Below are 2,252 nucleotides of genomic sequence, written 5' to 3'. Positions count from 1 at the left end.
GTGTTTGTCGGCCGCGCCCCCCGCCCCCCCCTTCGGGGGGGGGGGGGGGCGGCGCCCCCCCCCCCCCCCCCCCGCCAGTCCAATCCGGGGTGGCGCGGCGCTACAGCTCCGCGGCCACCGTCTCGGTCTCGTAGCACTCGATCTGGTCGCCGACCCGGATGTCGTTGTAGTTCGCGAAGGACATGCCGCACTCGTAGCCGTTCGTCACTTCCTTCACGTCGTCCTTGAAGCGGCGCAGCGTGCTGAGCTCGCCCTGGTGGATCACCACGCCGTCGCGCAGCAGCCGCACCCCGGCGCCGCGGCGCACCACGCCCTCGGTCACGCGGCAGCCGGCGATGTTGCCGAGGCGCTTGACCTCGAACACCTGCAGGATCTGCGCGTAGCCCAGGAACTTCTCGCGCTGCACCGGCGCCAGCTTGCCGCGCACCAGCGTCTCGATGTCGTCCGCCACCTGGTAGATGATCGAGTAGTAGCGGATGTCCACGCCCTCGCGCTGCGCCAGCTCCCGCGCCTGCGTCGTCGCGCGGACGTTGAAGGCGACGATCACGGCGTCCGACGCCTTGGCCAGCTGCACGTCGGATTCGGTGATCTGGCCCACCGCGCTCAGCAGCACGCGGACCTTCACCTCGTCGTTGCCGATCTTGCCCAGCGTGACGGCGATGGCTTCCGAGGAGCCCTGCACGTCCGCCTTGACGACGACCGCGACCTCCTTCTGCGCGCCCGCCTGGATGCGGGCGAGCATGTCGGTCAGGTTGCCGCGCAGCGCCGCGCTGGCCGCGACCTGCTTCTCCCGCAGCTTGCGCTGGCGGAACTCGCTGATCTCGCGCGCGCGGGCCTCGTCCTCGACGACGACGAAGGTCTCGCCCGCGCCCGGCACGCCGGACAGGCCGAGGATCTCCACCGGCGCCGACGGATCGGCCTCCTTCACCTGGCGGCCCTTGTCGTCGAGCATCGCGCGCACGCGGCCCCATTCGGCGCCGGCCACCACGATGTCGCCCTGGCGCAGCGTGCCACGCTGCACCAGCACGGTGGCGACGGGGCCGCGGCCGCGGTCGAGCTTGCTCTCGATCACCGTGCCCTCGCCCGCGCGGTCGGGGTTGGCGCGCAGGTCCAGCACCTCCGCCTGCAGCGTGATCGCCTCGAGCAGCTTGTCGAGGTTGATCTTCTGCGTGGCCGAGACCTCGACCTCCTGCGTCTCGCCGCCGAGGCTCTCCACCACGATCTCGTGCTGCAGCAGTTCCTGCCGCACGCGGTCGGGCTTCACGCCGGGCTTGTCGATCTTGTTGATCGCCACGATCAGCGGGACATTCGCCGCCTTGGCGTGGCTGATCGCCTCGATCGTCTGCGGCATCACGCCGTCATCGGCGGCGACCACCAGCACGACCATGTCGGTCACGCTGGCGCCGCGCGCGCGCATCGCCGTGAAGGCCTCGTGGCCCGGCGTGTCGATGAAGGTCACGCGGCTGCCGTCGGGCAGCGCCACCTGGTAGGCGCCGATGTGCTGGGTGATGCCGCCGGCCTCGTGGGCGGCGACATCGGCCTTGCGCAGCGCGTCCAGCAGGCTGGTCTTGCCGTGGTCCACATGGCCCATGATGGTCACGACCGGCGGGCGCGGCAGCATGTCCTCCGCCACGTCCTCCATGCCCTCGAGGCCCATCTCCACGTCGCCTTCCGCGACGCGGCGCACGCGGTGGCCGAACTCCTGCACCACCAGCTCCGCCGTGTCGGCGTCGATGGACTGGGTCAGGGTGGCCATCACGCCCATGCGGAACAGCGCCTTCACCACCTCGCCGCCGCGCGCGGCCATGCGGTTCGCCAGCTCCTGCACGGTGATGCTCTCGGGCACCACGACGTCGCGCACCACGCGCTCGGCGCCGGCGCGCAGGCGCGCCAGCTCCTGCTGCCGCCGCTCGCGCTCGCGGGCGCGGCGCATGGAAGCGATGGAGCGCGTGCGCTCGTCCTCGCCCTCGATCGCGGCGCCGATGTCGATGCGGCCTTCGCGACGGCCGGGGCCGCTCAGCGTGTTCTTCTTGGCCGGGACCGGCGTGCCGCCCTTCTTCGCATCGGGCCCGCGGCGACGGTCGTCGTCGCGCCCGGTGCGCGGGCGGAGCGTCAGCTTGGAGGGCGTGTCGGAGGGCGGCGGCACCATCGGCGCGCCGGGCCCGCCCGGCCGGCGCGGACCGCCAAAGCCGGTGGGCACGGGGCCGGGGCGGCCGCTGCATCGCCGCGACGCTGCCCGACCGCGCCGGCGT

The 2,252-nt window shown here is 72.9% G+C and carries 1 pseudogene; it reads right to left on the bottom strand.

Features of this window, described 5'->3' with window-relative positions:
• Positions 1-100: 100 nt before the first annotated feature.
• Positions 101-2,005, bottom strand: a pseudogene (gene infB / locus AC1MIR_RS09285) (translation initiation factor IF-2); the annotation flags it as partial.
• Positions 2,006-2,252: the final 247 nt, after the last annotated feature.

It is taken from the genome of Falsiroseomonas sp. RANM36, assembly GCF_056682175.1.
The sequence above is the reverse complement of the archived record's forward strand: the minus strand, read 5'-3'. Positions and strand labels throughout refer to the sequence as shown.